The 17,944-nt window shown below is 36.1% G+C and carries 18 protein-coding genes; 10 read left to right on the top strand and 8 right to left on the bottom strand.

Going from position 1 to position 17,944, the window contains the following annotated elements; all coding sequences use genetic code 11:
- Nucleotides 1–69: 69 nt before the first annotated feature.
- The 4 genes from J5J03_RS03810 to J5J03_RS03795 are packed head-to-tail and all read right to left on the bottom strand — an operon-like array spanning nucleotide 70 to nucleotide 3,875.
- A complete protein-coding gene (locus J5J03_RS03810) occupies nucleotides 70–741 on the bottom strand; it encodes a YesL family protein (RefSeq protein ID WP_208586172.1) in 672 nt (223 codons plus the stop codon).
- A gap of 40 nt (nucleotides 742–781) precedes the next feature.
- Nucleotides 782–1,651 (bottom strand): carbohydrate ABC transporter permease, encoded by an 870-nt coding sequence (locus tag J5J03_RS03805; RefSeq protein WP_208586171.1) that lies wholly within the window; start codon nucleotides 1,649–1,651, stop codon nucleotides 782–784.
- Nucleotides 1,652–1,663: 12 nt separating this feature from the next.
- Nucleotides 1,664–2,563 (bottom strand): carbohydrate ABC transporter permease, encoded by a 900-nt coding sequence (locus J5J03_RS03800; RefSeq protein WP_208586170.1) that lies wholly within the window; start codon nucleotides 2,561–2,563, stop codon nucleotides 1,664–1,666.
- Between the two features lie 40 nt (nucleotides 2,564–2,603).
- Nucleotides 2,604–3,875 (bottom strand): ABC transporter substrate-binding protein, encoded by a 1,272-nt coding sequence (locus J5J03_RS03795; protein WP_208586169.1) that lies wholly within the window; start codon nucleotides 3,873–3,875, stop codon nucleotides 2,604–2,606.
- Between the two features lie 815 nt (nucleotides 3,876–4,690).
- On the opposite strand from J5J03_RS03795, the gene J5J03_RS03790 reads away from it, so the two are divergent.
- Both J5J03_RS03790 and J5J03_RS03785 read left to right on the top strand, forming a co-directional pair.
- The gene (locus J5J03_RS03790) at nucleotides 4,691–5,413 is read left to right on the top strand and encodes a MerR family transcriptional regulator (protein WP_231710589.1); all 723 of its coding nucleotides are present in this window, start codon (nucleotides 4,691–4,693) and stop codon (nucleotides 5,411–5,413) included.
- 158 nt (nucleotides 5,414–5,571) lie between these two features.
- Nucleotides 5,572–6,255, top strand: coding sequence for a DUF554 domain-containing protein (locus J5J03_RS03785; protein ID WP_208586168.1), 684 nt, complete (start codon nucleotides 5,572–5,574; stop codon nucleotides 6,253–6,255).
- 287 nt (nucleotides 6,256–6,542) lie between these two features.
- Here J5J03_RS03785 and J5J03_RS03780 read toward each other — a convergent pair whose 3' ends face one another.
- On the bottom strand, nucleotides 6,543–6,848 hold the full coding sequence (locus tag J5J03_RS03780) for a monooxygenase (RefSeq protein WP_208586167.1): 306 nt from the start codon (nucleotides 6,846–6,848) through the stop codon (nucleotides 6,543–6,545).
- 15 nt (nucleotides 6,849–6,863) lie between these two features.
- Nucleotides 6,864–7,790, bottom strand: a complete 927-nt coding sequence (locus J5J03_RS03775) for a DsbA family protein (protein WP_208586166.1) — start codon at nucleotides 7,788–7,790, stop codon at nucleotides 6,864–6,866.
- Between the two features lie 193 nt (nucleotides 7,791–7,983).
- Here J5J03_RS03775 and J5J03_RS03770 point away from each other — a divergent pair, with 193 nt between their 5' ends.
- From J5J03_RS03770 to J5J03_RS03745, 6 genes are all read left to right on the top strand, one after another.
- Nucleotides 7,984–8,553: a TetR/AcrR family transcriptional regulator gene (locus J5J03_RS03770; RefSeq protein WP_208586165.1), complete on the top strand. Its 570-nt coding sequence runs from the start codon at nucleotides 7,984–7,986 to the stop codon at nucleotides 8,551–8,553.
- Between the two features lie 335 nt (nucleotides 8,554–8,888).
- Complete coding sequence (locus tag J5J03_RS03765; protein ID WP_208586164.1) at nucleotides 8,889–9,752, top strand: aminoglycoside phosphotransferase family protein; 864 nt, start codon at nucleotides 8,889–8,891, stop codon at nucleotides 9,750–9,752.
- A gap of 134 nt (nucleotides 9,753–9,886) precedes the next feature.
- A complete protein-coding gene (locus J5J03_RS03760; RefSeq protein WP_208586163.1) occupies nucleotides 9,887–10,402 on the top strand; it encodes a hypothetical protein in 516 nt (171 codons plus the stop codon).
- A 118-nt stretch (nucleotides 10,403–10,520) separates the two neighbouring features.
- A complete protein-coding gene (locus tag J5J03_RS03755) occupies nucleotides 10,521–10,781 on the top strand; it encodes a YesK family protein (protein WP_208586162.1) in 261 nt (86 codons plus the stop codon).
- Nucleotides 10,782–10,984: 203 nt separating this feature from the next.
- A complete protein-coding gene (locus J5J03_RS03750) occupies nucleotides 10,985–11,191 on the top strand; it encodes a helix-turn-helix transcriptional regulator (RefSeq protein ID WP_208586161.1) in 207 nt (68 codons plus the stop codon).
- The gene (locus tag J5J03_RS03745) at nucleotides 11,188–11,577 is read left to right on the top strand and encodes a hypothetical protein (RefSeq protein ID WP_208586160.1); all 390 of its coding nucleotides are present in this window, start codon (nucleotides 11,188–11,190) and stop codon (nucleotides 11,575–11,577) included. The genes J5J03_RS03750 and J5J03_RS03745 overlap by 4 nt, the downstream gene beginning before the upstream one ends.
- Before the next feature lie 245 nt (nucleotides 11,578–11,822).
- Here the strand turns inward: J5J03_RS03745 and J5J03_RS03740 are convergent, their stop codons facing one another.
- Nucleotides 11,823–12,419 (bottom strand): bifunctional transcriptional activator/DNA repair enzyme AdaA, encoded by a 597-nt coding sequence (locus J5J03_RS03740; protein WP_208586159.1) that lies wholly within the window; start codon nucleotides 12,417–12,419, stop codon nucleotides 11,823–11,825.
- Nucleotides 12,409–13,671, bottom strand: a complete 1,263-nt coding sequence (locus tag J5J03_RS03735; RefSeq protein ID WP_208586158.1) for an APC family permease — start codon at nucleotides 13,669–13,671, stop codon at nucleotides 12,409–12,411. Before J5J03_RS03735 ends, J5J03_RS03740 begins: the two co-directional genes overlap by 11 nt.
- Before the next feature lie 305 nt (nucleotides 13,672–13,976).
- Here J5J03_RS03735 and J5J03_RS03730 point away from each other — a divergent pair, with 305 nt between their 5' ends.
- Together J5J03_RS03730 and J5J03_RS03725 are read left to right on the top strand one after the other, a co-directional pair.
- Nucleotides 13,977–16,268, top strand: a complete 2,292-nt coding sequence (locus J5J03_RS03730) for a glycoside hydrolase family 3 C-terminal domain-containing protein (protein WP_231710587.1) — start codon at nucleotides 13,977–13,979, stop codon at nucleotides 16,266–16,268.
- A gap of 60 nt (nucleotides 16,269–16,328) precedes the next feature.
- A complete protein-coding gene (locus J5J03_RS03725) occupies nucleotides 16,329–17,597 on the top strand; it encodes a prolyl oligopeptidase family serine peptidase (protein ID WP_208586157.1) in 1,269 nt (422 codons plus the stop codon).
- Nucleotides 17,598–17,944: the final 347 nt, after the last annotated feature.

The following is a 17,944-nucleotide window of genomic DNA, read 5'->3' as shown; positions in this document are numbered from 1 at the left end:
AATCAAACTAAATTATACTACTCATAGGCTACCAAAGCCTATGAGTAGTTTTTCTATAAACAACCCTCATCAACGGCTTATTGCTTTCTTGCTACGTAATGGCTTGTATTCCTCACTCTGTTGTTGATATTCTATATTTTTGAAGGCACGGTACCCGAACCACATCAAATTTAGGCAAAATAAACTAACACAAAGTAATGGTATTAAACCAGAGAAGAACCAATACATACAGAAAACTACAACACTGCCCAGGATCATCATGATGGTAATCGGCAGCTGTGTAAGACCGATAATCAAGGCATATTTAAAATAATGCCATAACGGAACCTCGAAATGCACGTATACCGGAAAGAAATACAACAGTATAATGGCATACAATACTCCTAAAGAGAGTGTGATACCTAGGAGCAGTTGAAACGGAAATGATGGAAATGCTTTTAATAGTATGATATCCATTCGCAAAATAATGGCTGCCACTAGAAAGATCAAACCACATAAATTTGCTTTTAAGAATTCTTTTCGAAAATACTGCCGAAATGTTGGAAATACCGCAACAAATTCCTTACCTTGAATCCACTGACGTAAAACAGCAAATAAGCTCACGGTCGCTGGCATGATCCCAAACACTACTAAACCTAAAATCGTAAAGCCTATCCATAATAGGTTGAGATAGATAAGTCGGATTATCCATACACCAGCGTTGTAAAATACATTTAATAAACCATTTAACTGCATGCTCATCAGACCCTTTTCTCATAGAGTAGGTTTCGTTCATTGATCGTTAACCTTTGACTGCACCGATCGCTACACTACCGATAATTCGCTTCGAAAAAATTGTAAATACAATGATAATCGGCAGGACAGATAAGGCAACCCCTAAGTACTGCACGCCATAGTTAGAGCCATAATAGCCTTGCAGCATTTGTACAAGGACTGGTAATGGATACTTTTCATTAGAGAACAGTAGCACCAATGGACTGATGAAATTATTCCAAGAACCTATAAAGGCAAAGATACCTAGTGCGGCTAAGGCTGGTGTCAGCATAGGAAGTATAATCCGATTAAACGTTTTGAATTCACTAGCCCCATCCATCCTCGCAGACTCAATGACCTCATCAGGAATGGTTCCATCGATAAATTGTTTGACAAAAAATACGGCGAATGCGTTAGCAGCGGCTGGTAAGATAAGGGCAGCATATGTATCGAGTAAATTGAGGATATACATAATCCGAAATGTTCCTACTAGGCCTAACTGCTGAGGAACCATCATCGTTGCTAACACAAACCAAAACAATACCTTATTGCCTCTAAATTTATATTTCGCAAATCCGTATGCATTAAGTGCGCCGAAATAGAGGGTAAGTGCCGTTGAACAGCCTGCTATAATAAAGCTATTTAAGAACCCTCGCCAAATGTTAATATTTTCTGTCATATTTTGGTAATTGTCAATGAGTGCTTCCCCTGGGAAAAAGATAAATTTGGAAGCAATATCCGCATTTGTATGGGTACCATAAACGATCATAATGTAGAACGGAACAATACAAACAATGGCAAGTAGTATGAGAAGTATATGAATGATAATGTGGCTAGGCTTGATTCTTTTCGATTTTCTCTTGTCATGAATGGCTTCCACTTTTGTTTCTGAGATCATTCTATTTCCTCCTTATTTTTGTTCATTCTTTGTTCTGGCGTTCATTGTGGCAAAGGATATAATCGAGAAGACGACAATGACAAGGAACAACCCAAAGGCAATTGCGGAACCATATCCATATTGATAGCGAGTAAATGCCGTCTCATACAAATACATTACACTGGTGAGTGTTGAATTATCTGGCTGTCCCGATCCATCCGTCAAGGCATAAGGTTGATCAAAAATTTGCATGCCTCCAATAATAGAGGTTACTACTTGGAATAAAATGATTGGCTTTAGTAGGGGGAGAGTTATACTAAAAAACACCCTAACTTTGGAAGCGCCATCAATTTCTGCAGCCTCTAATAAGTCCCTTGAAATGCCTTGGAGACCTGCTATATAGATAATCATCGAGTAGCCAAAATATTGCCAGAAGAGAATAGACGATACTAAGCCCCTCATAAAATTCGGCATATCTGTCCATTGGATTGGATCATTAATCATTCCTATAGCCATTAGAAACTGATTAAAGCTTCCTGTTTGCCAGCTGAAGATTAAGGCGACTAATAAACCTAGCGATGCGGCTGTAACAATGTTAGGAAAGAAGAACACTGCCCTGAAAATACTTTTACCTTTAACAAATTTTTCATGCAAAATAACAGCTAATACTAAACTGACAGTTAACTGGGGGATGACCGAAACAATCCAAATAACCAACGTATTGAATAAGGATTTGTAAAAAAAGAAGTCACCAAAAAGTCTTAGATAGTTTTCCAACCCTACGATGGTTGGATTGGTAAAACCGTCCCAGTCTGTAAAGCTTAAGTAGAAGGAATACATGATAGGATATAGCCCGAACACAAGAAATATAATAAAGAATGGAGCGATAAATAGATAACCATAAGTATCTTTTCGTAATGTCTTTGAAAACATTATTTCTCCTCCTCAGAAAATCTAATAAGTCAGAATGACACTAATCTACTTGAATTTCTGGAAAATGATGACCGACATCTTTCTTAAATGATGCAATCATATCCTCTATCGTTTCTAATCTACCATTTAAAAAATCATTCACTTTTTCATCCCACAAGCCATTTATATCATTATCGTATGTTGATTGGGGGGAAGAAGGCGCTTCTTCGCCTGCCTCATTAAAGAATGCAAAGTATTTCTGACCGTTTAAAAAGTCTGAGGTTAATTCAGGTGCTAAATCGATATTAATCTCTTTGTTGCTTAGAAAGTACTGCTCGTTCTTGGCCAATTCAGTTAAAAAATCTCTATCTGTGGTGTAAAATTTCATAAATTCCCAAGCAACCTCTTTATTTTCACTTCCGCTATACATGGCTAAGAAAGTCCCACCACCAGTAAAGGCTTTTGGCCCATGGGTTACCCCCCATTTACCGGCTGTTTCAGGAGCATTATTCTCAAAAACATGGGGAAGCGCCCAAGTAGGCATGGCATAAAACATAACTGTTCCTTGCTGCATAGATGCAGTCCAAGCAGGGCCCCAGGATTCATAATTTGCCAATACCTTTCGCTCTCTAGCCTCCTTGGCAAGTTCTGCTGCTTCCACTCTAACTGGATCGATCACTAATTTCTTATCTACTACCCAAGGCTCTTTTATATTAGAGCTTTCTACTGAACCGATATCACTCCAATTTGCCAATGCATGAACCTCGCCATTACTTTCTTCTACTACCCGCTCTCCGATATCCATTATTTTATCCCAGTTTGAAATCAACTTACTTACTTCCTCTGGATCATCTGTGCCCAAATATTCCTTGGCTAGATCACGTCGATAGTAGAAAGCCCCTGGTGTACCTTGATATCCCAGTCCTCTTATGATGCCTTCTTCGTCTTTTTCATCATCCTGAATATATTGGTATTGCTGATCTAGTATTTCTTCGGCGTTATAAGGAGATTGCGATAAATCCTCTAATCGAGGAATCTCCCTAATCTGTGGCCAATAGGCTTTTTCTACAAAAAACACGTCGGGGACATTTTTTTCAACCTGTAACACAGACATTAGCTTTTTTACATGATTATCGTTATTGATAAAAAGGACGTCTACCTTAATATCTGGGTTTGCTTCTTGAAACTTTTCCACAGCATATTTGGCCTCATCTGTGAAAGTCCAAATCCTAAGCTCTTTTTTATCTTCAGCTGAAGATGACGAACAACCAACAAGTACAACGATTAACATGAGCCACACTAAAAAAACAAACAATAAATTACTTTTTGTCATTTCTACTCCACCTTTTACGTTTGGATTACACTGCTAATCTCTCAAGAGGGTTGGTCAGTATACGTAATGATGTCTCGCCTCATGCCAAAAAACTTGTATCCACTTCCTTCTATAAATTAAGGGTTTAAAAAGTAACCGCTTACAAATTCGTGGTGTGTCGTCAATTTGCCTGAGAAAGTAATTCATTTGTAACTCACTTTGTTCAAACGATAAACTTACTATGAAATTTTAAATGATTTTCCAATCCTTGTCAAGGAGGTATTATCATCATATTATACTCGTGTGACACACCTATATATAATATTGATTTATAGTCTTTCATTAAAAAAGGAGGGAACAAAGAAACATAAAGACGTGATCTTTTGATATGAAGGTATTTACCTGTTTCTTTTTAGTGTGGCAAACCAGTGACATAGGAACATTCGTGGGTAAAAAGGAACAAATACATGCAAAATGGAACCTCTAAGCGCCTAAAAATGATTGCGCCTTCGCATTAAAAAATACTTTCGCACATGCAGTAATTTCCCCGAAAAAGGAACATTTTGACCCCAAAAAGAAACAAAAAGTGCTCATTAAAGGAACAGGGTTTCATTATATAGAAACTTGTTGTAAGGGAATAAATAGTCATTCTTTATTTTATAATAGACCTAGATTGTAGTATCTCTTATTACGTAGTAGACGGATACTGCGCAGCTAGGAACATCTAGTTTAATTGACTTTATGAAATGCACTTTTACCATAGAAGCGCGATAGATTAACATCACACAAACAAGTATAATCGTATTAATAAAATGCTTTTGAAAAGGAAGATTAAATTGAAGAATCAATTTTCAATTGGAGAAATGGCTAAACTTCATAATACCACGATTAAAGCCCTTCGATATTATGATGAAATTGATTTATTAAAACCTATACATACGGATGTAAATAACGGTTATAGATATTATTCAACAGAACAATTCGAACATTTGAACACCATCCATTATTTAAAGGAATTGGGTTTTTCTTTAAAGGAAATTAAAGGACATCTGGATCACAGGGATATCGACAGTTTTTTAAATCTTTTAGAGGAGCAAAAACGTTTAACGGAAGAAAAAATTAAAGAACTAACACGAATTAACCACAGGTTTCAAAATCGAATCAAGGACATTAAATTGGCGCGAGAATCAAAGGAATTGGGCATTCCATTTATAAAGGAAAAGGAAGAGAGAAAAATAGTAAGATTAATGGAGAGAATTAGTTCAGAACCAGAGCTGGAAGTTTCGTTGAGGCGACTAGAGAGCCAGTCCAAAAGAAGTTCTTCTGTTTTCATTGGAGGAGTAGGTCTTACTGTAAGTTTGAATGATTTACTAATCAACAACTTTACTCAATATAACTCAATATTTATCTTAGCCGAGGAAGATGATATCCAGGGTCCTTTAGTAACAACGCTTCCAGAAGGAATGTATGCCTGCATTTTTTATAACGGCAATCATAGCGAATCCCCAGAACATTATAGATCCTTATTAAAGTTCATTCGAGATAATGGTTTGAAGTGAGCGGTGATTCCATTGAAAGAACAATCATTGACCATTATATCTCTCGCAGTAAAGATGACTATCTGACAGAAATTCAAATACCAATAAAATGTTGACCCTCCTCTTACAGGAGGGTCTATATTTTTAGATAGGAAAAATAATTAATAGGAGAGATGACTATGTTTGGAACGATATTCAATGTAGTAATGATACTACTCGGTAGCATTGTGGGCAGTATTCTCAAAAAAGGGATAAAAGACGAGTATCATAACATTCTAATGCAGGCTATGGGGTTAGTTGCATTAGGGTTAGGTATTAATGCACTAGTACAACACTTACCTTCCAGCAATTATCCTGTACTATTTATTGTCAGTTTAGCTGTAGGGGGAGTACTTGGTCAAAGGTTGGATTTAGAATCAAGATTTAATGCCTTAGTTAATAAATATTCAAAAGGTAATTTAGCTGAAGGGCTAGCGACTGCGATTCTTTTATTTTGTGTTGGAACACTATCTATTTTAGGCCCTGTCGAGGCAGCGTTAAACAAGGATTATACTTATTTGCTTGCTAATGGGATGTTGGATGGAATTACTTCAATTGTTTTAGCATCCACTTTTGGCATTGGTATAGCTGTTTCGGCAATTGTTTTATTTTTTTGGCAAGGTTCTATTTATTTGATTGCTACTTTAATAGGAAATTATATTAATCAAGATCTTTTGAACGAAATATCGATTATAGGGGGGATCTTGATAATAGCATCGGGTTTAAGTATTTTAGGGATTAAGAAATTTAATACTTTAAATCTTCTACCATCCATCATGATTCCTCCATTGGTATTTTGGGTCATGCATTTATTCCAATTATAATGTTATAAAAGATTTATACTTAATTAGAGAGATGAAATAAGTCACAACTGCACAGTACAAATATACTTGTAATTAAATTATCATGTGGGGCGATCACTCTTTTTAGGGTGGTCTTTTTTCGTATTAGACTAAATACAGTGCAACAAATATCTTCTTTTTTAGTCGACTTTGTGAAAGAATGGATTAAGCTAACGAGCAGTTTTTGTATAAGAAGGTAATAGAATAAAAAAGGAGTAGCAATTGAGCTACTCGCTTTCCTTTTTATTAGTGATTATATCAAATGTTACTTATTTTACTTTACCTTTAGTGATCTCAGTTAGTTTAGAATTGATGGCAAAGATCTTTGCATTAACATCTGATATTCCAAAGCTAGCTAATCTCTTAGAGTGCATGTCTAGATATTTTTCAGCAGTATCTTTTGTTTCGAATATATAAATTCCTCCTGCTTCATTTGTATCGGAGTTTTCTGTCCAGATTTTCCACATGAAGCCTTCTTCTTCATTAATACTTCTTGCTAAACCTGAAAACTCCGCAGCCATTTCATCTCCAAATGGTCCATTCATTTTGAAATCTACTTGTAATACGTATGCCATTGTTCATTCCCCCTGTTAATTTTTAATTGTAAAATACAATTCTCCAAGAAACTCCTTTATTTGGTAACGATCTTGCAAAAGCTCTCTTTCAACAAAAGCCTTAATATCACCTTTTTCAATATCATACATTGTCTCAATTTCTTTTGAGAATAGGAGCTTTTCTTCTTCGAGTAAAGCTGACAACGAAGCTGGTTGTTTCGGAAGAGGTTTTTCACCTAGAGCTTGCGTTAATCCATTGACATAATATTCTAAAGGACGACCACCAACGATTTTAACCCCTTTATTTTCTTCGTTAACCATGATAATAGTAGGGAACCCTCTAGCACCAAGGTTTCTAGTTTGCAAGAAGTCTTCATTTAATAAATCGTGACCAATTTTTTCGTCAGCTTCTTTTACAATGACTTCACCATCTAGTCCCATACCATTAACAATTTCTACAAGGACGGATGCTTCACCAATGTTCTTATTGAACACAAACAGAGCTTCTCTAGCACGACGTATGTATTCAAATGCTTTTTCTTCACCATGGTATTTTTGAATTATTTTAAAAACACGAGACGGTGGGTAAGATGACAGAACTGGATTGTCAATCATTAGGGAACCATCAATCGGCATGCGATAATGTTTACCTACTTCTCTCCAGTGACCTGCCACATCAGCAGGTCCGTTGATGCCGTTAGCAGGATCGACAGGTCCTCCATGCCATTTTTCTAATAGCCCACCCATGACAGTTTGGAAGTTAAAATAGTTTCCGTATTGCTTCATAAAACGACGAAGTGTTGGTTCTATTGCCCAGCAATGAGAACAAATAGGATCAGTCACATAATAAAGATTGATTGATTTTCTTGACTGATTAAAATCAATCATCTCCATTTCTTCCTCTTCAGCCACACCACATACACCTGTCTCGATGTCACATATCATGTTATTAATTTCATTCATTTAAGTTTCCTCCTTTGTGTTTGTTATAATAAACGTCAGGCACATTGAGCCATCAAATTTAATTTTGATTTACTATTTGTTGTACAATTGCATTGTAGTTCATAATGAAAAATACTAATACCAATAATTATTTAGATTTATCGTATATACAACACCTTAGAAAAATTGTTGAAAAAGTTGGAGGGATTTTTGAATGACCCAAGAAAAAACGGACCCCCGAATTCTTCGAACACGTAAATTAATCATGGATTCTTTTATTGAACTTTCGGGCAAAAAAGAATTTAAGGATATTACCATTAAGGATATTACAACAGAGGCTATGGTCAACCGTGCGACGTTTTATTATCATTTCAAGGATAAATATGACTTATTAGAAAAAGTATTATCAGAAGTCCTGTTGATCAATTTGAATTCTGATAAGGTTGAGCAATACGAACTAAATGAAGAAGTGATTGTTAGTATCTTTTTAGCCATTACGAATTTTCAAAATTCCTTATCCAATCGATGCCATAGAGGGTACGAAGACACCATAGCTCGCATTATAAGGGAACAACTAGAAATTATTTTTTACAAAATGTTTTTAAAAAGACGTTCAATTGACGAAAATCAAGTACTAAAGAGAATAGCTGTCATGTTAAATTGGGGAATCTACGGAGCATCAGTAGAATGGAGAAGAAATAGTGAGGTACCACCAGAAGAATTTATTAAATCACTAATCCCTTTTATTATGTATGGTAATGATTTTGAGCCTATAAACCAATAGATATTACAAAAAAGAATGTGTTGAATTTTATTTAAAAATAAGCGGGGGCTTATGCTAAACAAGAAAGGTGAAAAACAACAAAGTCAATGCTGCGTAGTACAACGATACTGCGTATTAAAACAATATTTATTTTTACTAATTTTGTGAAATCATGTACTTAAAATAAAGGGGGCGTTAATTCAAAAAGGATTAACGCTATTTATGTAGAACTCGTTATATTAACGAAGCAAGTTAGTTGAGGAAATGTTGTAATATAGATTTTGTTTAAAAGAAAAAGTATTTCTATGTAGTTTGTTAACAGGAGGTAGAATTATTATACAAGGAGGAAAAGTTTGATGTTAAATCGTATCATTCAACAATTTGGATTGCAGTTACTATCAATTAATGAGGTTGAAGACTCCCATAGTTCAACGGTTTATAAATGTACTTTATCTGATGGTGAAAATGTTTATTTGAAAATACCTTTTACAAAATTGAAGTGTCAGCGAGAGTTAGAAGCCTATGAAATTTTAAAAGGAAGAGTCCCCATTCCTAAAATGATGGATTATTGGTCAGGTGATGAGGAGTGTCCCGGTGCTTTTTTATTATCTGAATTAAAAGGAAAACCGTTAACATCTACGGCTACACCAACAATAGCGTACCAAATTGGGGTTCTTCATGCTGAAATGCATTCTATTTATCCTCCTGCCGAGAAAGTGTTAATGGGTATAAAAAATGAATTTCCGAACTGGTCTAATTTTGTTGAATACCAATTTTATAGTTTTGCTGAAGATGTAAGGGACATTTTGGATGAAAAATTATACAAAAAAGCCCTTGGAAAATTTAAAAAGATGAAACAACAGCTACCGTCTCCAGATGGGCCAAGCTTTGTACATATGGATTTTCGTCCAGCAAATATAATTGTTGATAATGATAAAGTTTCAGGAATGATAGATTTTGAAAGCGTAAGATTTGGTTCAACAGAAATCGATTTTACCAAACTGTATCGCGATTTTTTAAGTTTTGATGTTAACTTGTACAATGCATATCAAAAAGGCTATAACAGTATCAGACCATTAATTGACCTAGAAAATGTATTACCTTTTTATCAATTTACTGATGCCTTCAATAGTATTGGATGGTGTAAACGTCGAGGAATTGAAAAAAATACTTTATTTCTAAAAGAAAATTTAGCGAGATTAAAAAAATGGTTACTTTAAAATTGAGATGATTTCCATTTATCTCAGAATATTACATAATATATCGTTGTTTGTGAATGAATGTACTTAAACAAACGGGTAGCACTAGTAGAACAAGGCAAATGCTTGCTATCTATCATATGAGGGGGGATAAATTGAGTAAAAAAAGGAAGTTAATTTTTAGGATTTTAATAGGTTTAAATATCTTACTAATCGCTATCGTAATATGGGGATTTATTAAAATGAACTTCGTAAAAGAACAAGTGCTTTTAACAGAAGTCCAATATAACTTAGTCGAATTAGAAGGTTTAATTGCGCACCAAAGTGATAACAATTGGTCAGAACCTAACTTAGTGACAACTGAATTAGGAGATATATTGGAAGGTATTTCTCTTGGGATTACTACTGGTGAACAATTAGGGACGCTCTCAAACAGTGATAAGAAAACGTTAAGCCTTTTATATTCAAAATTAAATCAATATCCTAATGACGAATTATATAGTTTCGTTGATTTAACGGAAGATGATAAGAAGAATTTTGAACAATTACGAGAAATACTTCGAGATGTAGGTTTAGGTTTGAATATTTCAATAAGTAATAGTATGGACCCGTTTATGAGGAAGGTTGAGGAATTAGAAGAAAAACTCAAACTCAATTCACCAATAAAATAGAAAATTATCTTATGCTCACTGTCGCAAGAGTTCAAGAAGGTGGTTATCAAGTTGATCGTCAATTCAACTGATGAATAGTTGGAATAATATTAATATGGTAAGGGGAGGGATGTATTAAATGATGCTTTTAGGACCTTTTCTGATGGCCCTTATTCCGGGGGTCATTATTTTGACGTTAACCTGGTGGTTCAGCAAAAAAGGTTTTTCCTTATCTGTAAGGCTGTTGCCTGGATTCATAGCGATTGTAGTTGCTATTATTCTATTCTATATTGGTTTTGTTAACATTAGAGGATTCGAAGGTGGAGCATATGGGATTCTTGGATTCTTTTTAGGCATTTTTTCCATTATATCTTTTGTCTTGGGAGCTGTTGCACGGTAAAAAACTTTCTTCTTCAACGGAGTTACACATTTCTAAATGAATGTATTGAAAAAAATATGACTTCATAAACAAAAAGAAGGGGGAGTTCCTTAGCAAAACAGAATTTTTAAAATTAACGAGTAGGATAGGGTAATTAATTGTCCTTTTTTATAGTATATGTGTAAAAAAGTTTTTACACATATTGATGAGAGGGTGACATTCTTTTGCGAAATCGCATTAGAGAATACAGGAATAGTAAAAATATTTCACAAGAGAAATTAGCAGAATTATGCAATGTAAGTAGACAAACAATTAATGCGATTGAAAATGAAAAGTATGACCCTAGTTTGCAATTAGCTTTTGATCTTGCGCAAAATTTGAGAGTTAAAGTGGATGAGTTATTTTTAAATGAAGGGAAGGAAGAAAAATGAAAAAACGAATAATTGCTGGATTAATTGTTGGAATTACTGCATTAGTTATTATTGGATTTACGGTTTATAAGGTGTTTACGGGAAAAGATGTTGGTTTCAATGAAATAATCTCCATTGCAATCGTAATGAGTATGTTCTTCTCAACCATCACTTGGGGCACAAAAGAAGACAATGATGGTATATTTCAGGATGAGGAATTAGGAAAAAAGATTACAGAAAAAAGCTCTAAGATTAGTTATTTTCTTTTAATGCTTTTTCTGCTTGGTGCAGTAATGGCTGATGAATTAGTGAACGGCACTATAAATATATTTTTATTGCTTGTATTAGGATTATCTATGATAACATTGCCCTTTACGGAGTATTTGGTCGCTAAAAAGTACGAGTAAAATTAGCAAGATAATAAAAGCCGATTTTATGACATATGGGTGTTTGATAATGCAATACTAAAAAACGGGAGTATTGATATTTTTGTTTGGAATCACGAAGATGACAGTAGAACCTGGGTTGCAGCTTCATTAGATAGTATTTAGTTGGATAAAAAAGGAGTTTGAATGAATTATTAACAGGTGTAATCACACAATAAGCTAAGGTAGTAAAAGTACCATTGTTATTCATTCTAAACAACCTCAATTCATTCCATTTCTTTACTCCCTGTATTTCCAGTATAGTAAGCACGGAATTGACTAGGTGAAAGTCCTGTGTTTCGTTTAAATGCATGATAAAAGCTGGACATACTCTGAAAACCGATCTGATAACCAATCTCTGTATTATTAAATGCTGTTGTTAAGAGAAGTTCCTTCGCTTTCTTCACTCTGACTTTTTCTAAATATATTCGAGGAGTACACCCTATTCTTTTTTTGAAAACACGATTTAAGTGAAAACGACTAACTCCTATCCTTGATGCAATTTCATGTAAAGGCATTTTTTTATTATAGTTATTTTTTATCAATCGCATAGTATCTTCCAAAACATATTCGAACGGATCATAATGTTGAATACTTAGATCTGGTCGACATCTCTTGCATGGGCGATAACCTGACGTTTTAGCTTCTTCCGCGTTTGAAAAGAAAGATACATTTTCACGATTGGGTACCTTCGACTTGCAAGATGGTCGGCAGAAAATCCCGGTTGTCTTTACGGCGTAATAGAAAACCCCATCATAAGCTGGATCACAAGATGTCGTTGCTTGCCACATGGTTCCTTTGGAAAGATTATTTTCATTCATCATCAGACTCTCCCTTCATCTTCTTACTAATCATATAAACCATATATAAAATTACGATAACTAACGGAACAAATCCATACAGCTGAAAAAAAGGAATTACCAGCATACATAAAATAAAAGAGATTAACGATGCCCACCATGCAGGTGTGTAATTTTTAAGCAATTTAATGCCTGCTGCCATTGAAAGAACATAAACTAATATCCCTAGAGATGTTGGTATAAACAAGATATCATCGAACGACAGTGACAAAGCATTCGTCACTAAAACACCTGCTATCGAAAAACAGATAACAAACAATACCATCTGTCTTGGAATTTGAGTAGTTCCATGTAGTTTTGATAAAAACCTTGGAAAAGCACCATCCCTGCTTAGTGAATATCCTAATTGCGTTAGACTCGCTACAAAAGCATTCGCTGTCCCAGTACAAATAATTAACGCTAAAACAGCAGTGACGACTTTAGCACCAACACCTACTGTATCTTCCATTATAACACCAATAGGAGAGAGATTACTTTCTTGACTACCATACGTTGCCGTTCCGATAGTAACAACGCTTAACGATAAAAATAATAATCCGATGATAACTGCACTAACAACTGCCCCTCTGACTATATTTCTTTCAGGATTTTTAAAGCGCTCTGCCAGATTACAAATCGCTTCCCAACCGAAAAATGACCAAAAGATAACCGTTATAGCACTTCCAACAGAAAACCATCCATTAGGAACAAAGGGAGTAAAATTTCCCCATTGTATTTTTGAAAATGACACAAATACGGCAGACACTAAAAGAATCAGTAATAAAGAACTTAAAATAACTGCAACTTTACTACTGACATTTACGCCGTAATAATTGAAAACACCTGCAATGACCAATATAAAGATGGCAGTTATAGTTGATTCAGAATGCGAAAGTCCAAATGCCTGACTGATGTAAAAAGCTCCGGTTAAGGACACAATGGTTTGGCCAACTGCTGCTGTTACAAAGTAAAACCATCCAACAATATTGCCAAGGTGATATCCGAAAGAATTTCTAACAAAAGTTGCTGCTCCACCGGCATCAGGATATTTCTGTGCCAAACTAGCAAACGAATAAGCAAGTGGAAAGTTAATGAAAATAACCATAAGCCAAGATACGATAGATGCAGGGCCAGCAATTGCTGCTGTTACAGACGATAAAAAAAGGACACCTGATCCTAGAATAGCTGCCATGTATAGTGCAATTCCTTGGAATAATCCGATAGATTTATTATTCATATTTTCACCCCTTTTATAGCATTTAGTGTACTGGTAAGGGAGAAAAAATTCGTCTTGATTTTTGCTGTTTAATTCGTTTCATAATGCAATCAAAGATGGCACTATGAAATAGTAGTTCAGAATTTTCTTATTGTAAAAACACAATCCCCCTATCATAAATCAACCCACGTGGTAAATACTACCTAAACGCATGTCTCGTTCTTAAAATTGTCCATAAAATCATAAACTAATGCTATTTTTTACTGAAAACATGAATACGTTTACATTTTATGATAAAACCGTAAGTTAAAAAAGGAGGAGATGAAATGTCGAAAAAGGTAATCAGTATGTTGGCATTAGTAGTACTTTTGGTGACTAGTTTATCTGTACCGGTTGCTACAGCAGAAGAAACAGATGCTCCTCAACTTAGACATGACAACATTGATGAAGTGATTGCAGCCATGACCTTGGCTGAGAAGGCGAAAGTAGTTACCGGTATTGGCTGGTCAGCATTTAACGACGAATTAGGTGCAGCCGGAAAGACACATGCAATTCCTCGTTTAGGTATTCCATCGATTGCACTGGCAGATGGTCCTGCGGGTGTCCGCATTAATCCAACAAGAGAGAATACTGATGATACGTTTTATGCGACGGCTTTTCCTATCGCAACAGCTGTAGCATCTTCATGGGATACAGTAGTAGCAGAACAAGTCGGTACAGCTATGGGAAATGAGCTCAAAGAATACGGAGTAGATGTTTTATTAGCTCCTGCACTGAACTTACACCGGAATCCGTTGAACGGACGCAATTTTGAATATTATTCAGAAGATCCTTTAGTATCAGGAAAAATGACAGCAGCCGTTGTGAATGGGGTCGAATCAAATGGTGTTGGTGCAACCATCAAACACTTTGTTGCTAATAACCAAGAAACGAACCGGCAAACCATTGACACGATTGTTTCGCAACAGGCATTACGTGAAATTTATTTGAAAGGATTCGAAATTGCTGTTAAAGAATCGCAACCATGGGCAGTGATGAGTGCGTACAATAAACTGAATGGAGTCTATACACCGCAAAACAGTGAATTGTTAACAGATGTTCTTCGTGAAGATTGGGGATTTGAAGGATTAGTCATGACTGATTGGGGAGGAGGAGATGACCCTGTTGCCGCGATGGAAGCACAGAATGACCTCCTTATGCCAGGTAGTGAACAACAATCAGATGCTATTATCGCAGCCGTAGAAAATGGCGAACTTGAGGAGTCTTTGCTAGACCGCAATGTAAAAAATATATTAAATATTGTTGTCAAAACACCTTCATTCTTAGGATATGAACACTCTGACAATCCAGACTTAGCAGCACATGCCCAAGTATCACGTGAAGCAGCTACACAAGGTATGGTGTTACTGGAAAATCGTGAGCAGGCATTACCATTACGAGAAAATGTCTCTATTGGGTTATTTGGAAATGGTCAAGTAGATACGATCAAAGGTGGTACAGGTAGTGGTGATGTAAATGTGGAACATACTGTTACCATTGCAGAAGGACTTCAGGCAGCTGGCTATACACTAGATGATGAGCTTGTTGAAAGCTATCAAGCCTATATTGATGAATTAAAAGAAATGCCTGAATACCAACCGCCAAGTCCGTTCCAACCAGCACCACCATTACCAGAACGTGAAGTAACGCCAGAAGAAGCAAGCGCGTATGCAGAATCAACAGATGTTGGCATGATTGTGATTAGTCGTAATTCTGGTGAGTTTGCAGACCGCACTGCAACAGAAGGTGATTTTTATTTAACCGAAACCGAACAAACAAATATTGATACGATCGCAAACGCATTCCATGATGAAGGAAAGCAAGTTGTTACGGTATTAAATATCGGTGGTCCGATCGAGATGATGAGTTGGAAGGATAAAGTGGATGCTATATTATTAGCATGGCAGCCAGGATCTGAAGCGGGTCATGCGGTCGCAGATGTGTTGTCAGGAAAAGTTAATCCGTCTGGTAAATTGGCTACTACATTCCCGAAAGATTATCCAGATACACCATCAGCTGATAACTTCCCTGGTTATCCTGAGGAAGATCCAACAGAAGTTGTCTACGAAGAAGATATTTATGTCGGCTATCGTTATCACCATACTTTTGGAGTAGAACCAGCATACGAATTTGGTTATGGTCTATCCTATACTGAGTTTGATTATAACAAGATTCGTGTCAACAAGAACGGTCGCTTTAAAGATAAGATTACTGTATTTGCCTCTATTACAAATAGTGGAGATGTAGCAGGTAAAGAAGCCGTACAAGTATACGTTTCTGCTCCAGATGGTTCTATTGAGAATCCGGATATTGAATTAGCTGGCTTTACAAAAACAGACACCATCCGTCCAGGTAAAAAAGAAAACATTAAACTCGATATTACGGCACGTGATATTGCTTCCTTTGACGAATCTAGGTCTGCATGGGTTGTAGAAAAAGGCACCTATCAATTACATGTTGCCTCATCATCAGAGAGTGTAGAAGGTACCGTAAACTTTACTGTAGCGGAAGAAATCGTTGTCGAAGAAGTAAATGATGTACTAGCACCTGAGCAAGACATCAATCGCTTGACGAAATAAATCAGTAGGGAAAGGTCCGACATTTTGCTTGGATCTTTCCACCAATAAGGAGACTACGCTATGCTAAAAAAGTTATTTATTTTTTGTACTCTGATTGTACTGACAATCGGCTTCAGCCTAACTGTTGCTGCAAAAGAATCAAACGGATACTACACGATAACAGAAATTCAAGATTGGGGGCCAGCAATTACGAAGGTGATCGTAGAACTTGGAAAACCAATACCAACTGATTCCATCGATGAAGAAACTTTTTCCGTTCACGTGACGCGCAGTGATAATAGATTGGCAGATCCATTTTTAGAAGAAGGATATCGTGATGTGAACCATGCATATGTAGCGGATAAAAACGGCAATCCAGCGAAAAAAATGGGAAAATATGCTGTCCTTGAATTAGCAATTGGTCCTGATCAAACGTTAGGTTCACCAATGAATTATGATTGGCAAACAACAGGCTTTAATAATTGGATTCAAACGGATTATACTATCTCTCAACAAAAAGAAATCAACACACCATATGGAGAAGTAACCGACTTAGAAATAACGACATTTAAAGGTGATACGAAAAAAGCTGTAGAAGATTTTGACATGAACAGTGGTACTTTTGCTGGAACGGAGATGTCTTATGCCAGCTTCACACCGGATAAAGATAAGCAAGAAAATCCATTAATCATTTGGTTACATGGTGGTGGTGAGGGTGGCACAGACCCAACAATCCCACTTTCAGCAAATAAAGCAGTAAGTTTTGCTTCTGATTCAGTTCAGAATTACTATGACGGTGCATATGTATTAGTACCACAGGCTCCAACAAGATGGATGCATGGCGAATCTGGTGGTGCAGATGGGACATCCATCTATACAGAACCACTTATGGAACTGATTGAAGAATTTGTAGCGGAACATGATGACATCGATACCGACCGTATCTACATTGGTGGAGCTTCCAATGGTGGTTATATGACACTAGTGATGACAAGAGACTATCCAGACTATTTTTCTGCTGCTTTTCCAGTATGCGAAGGGTTAAATGATTCGTTAATTTCCGATCAAGATATTATCGAATTAGCCAAAACACCAACATGGTTCATTACCGCAGAAAATGATCCAACATTAGATCCAACAGAAAATACGATCCCAACTTATGAACGAATGGCAGCAATCGATGGAGCGGATGTACACATGACCTTATTCGATGGAGTATTTGACACATCAGGGCATTATACGAATGAAGATGGCGCCCCGTATGAATACAATGGTCATTGGTCATGGATCTATGTTTATAATGATGAAGTACCGGGTCTGTTCGAATGGATGGCAGATAAAGAAGCTTGAGTTCGCTCAAGCTTCTTTATTATGTATCACAACTTATATTACCAACAAATCCAGCAAGGAAGCCAAATGATTTGTTGAATAAATGAAGATAATCAACAAATCCAGCAAGGAAGCCACAAGATTTGTTGAATAAAAGGAGATAATCAACAAATCCAGCAAGGAAGCCAAAAGATTTGTTGAATAAATGGAGATAATCAACAAATCCAGCAAGGAAGCCACAAGATTTGTTGAATAAAAGGAGATAATCACCAAATCCAGCAAGGAAGCCATAAGATTTGTTGAATAAAAGGAGATAACTAACAAATCAAGCAAGGTGGTTCAGTCGCTACGTTTCTGAACGTGCGCAC

This window comes from Gracilibacillus suaedae, assembly GCF_017599345.1.
In the GTDB taxonomy this organism is placed as follows: Bacteria; Bacillota; Bacilli; order Bacillales; family Amphibacillaceae; genus Gracilibacillus; species Gracilibacillus suaedae.
Note: the sequence above shows the minus strand (reverse complement) of the source record. Positions and strands in the feature narration are given on the sequence as shown.